This window comes from Bacillus sp. EE-W1 (assembly GCF_009760835.1).
Taxonomy (GTDB): domain Bacteria; phylum Bacillota; class Bacilli; order Bacillales; family Bacillaceae_G; genus Bacillus_A; species Bacillus_A wiedmannii.
Genome location: NZ_WIPE01000047.1, coordinates 30,326 through 31,391, shown reverse-complemented (window position 1 = coordinate 31,391; position 1,066 = coordinate 30,326). Strand labels below are relative to the sequence as shown.

The following is a 1,066-nucleotide window of genomic DNA, read 5'->3' as shown; positions in this document are numbered from 1 at the left end:
CGTTGTTACTTTTGCAACTACTTTACCTTTTAAATCACGTACTTCAAATACAACATTTTCTAATGGTGCTTTACTATCTTTATCTATTTTTGTTATCTCTACATTCCCTGTATCCACCATTTCATTTTCTACTTTTAATGATAGAACTTCGGTCATGCCTTTTTTGATTTCAAATGATACTGGCTTTTCTAACTTTTTATAACCTAGTAAACTTTCTACCTCTACTAATTTGTAACTCCCTACAGATAGGTCTGGAATGTTTGCTTTTCCTTCTTTATCTGTTGTCACTTTCGTTACTACTTTTCCTTGCTCATCTTGCACTTCGAAGACTACGCCTTCTAATGCTTTTTGACTGTCTTTATCCACTTTTGTAACTTCTACTGAACCTTTATCTAACTGTTCATTCTCTACTTTTAATAATAGGACTTTCGTCATACCTTTTGTAATTTCAAATGATACTGGTTTTTCTAGCTTTTTATAACCTAGTAAACTTTCTACCTCTACTAATTTGTAACTCCCTACAGATAGGTCTGGAATGTTTGCTTTTCCTTCTTTATCTGTTGTCACTTTCGTTACTACTTTTCCTTGCTCATCTTGCACTTCGAAGACTACGCCTTCTAATGCTTTTTGACTGTCTTTATCCACTTTTGTAACTTCTACTGAACCTTTATCTAACTGTTCATTCTCTACTTTTAATAATAGGACTTTCGTCATACCTTTTGTAATTTCAAACGATACTGGCTCTGTTAGTTTCTTGTAACCTGGTAAGCTTTTCGTCTCTACTAATTTGTACTTTCCTACTGAAAGATCTGAAACGTTTGCTTTTCCTTCTTTATCTGTTGTTACTTTTTTTACTACTTTATCTTTTTCATCTCGTACTTCGAAGACTACGCCTTTTAATGCTTTCTGGCTATCTTTATCCACTTTTGTAATTTCTACTGAACCGTTTTCTAACTGTTCATTCTCTACTTTTAATGATAGGACTTTCGTCATACCTTTTGTAATTTCAAATGACACTGGCTCTGTTAGTTTCTTATAACCTGGTAAGCTTTTCGTCTCTACTAAT

Annotated in this window: 1 protein-coding gene; it reads right to left on the bottom strand. The window is 33.2% G+C overall.

The features are described from left to right. The coding region (locus GFJ36_RS29390) for an MSCRAMM family protein (RefSeq protein WP_275940644.1) at window positions 1–1,066 on the bottom strand (1,066 nt) is incomplete at both ends.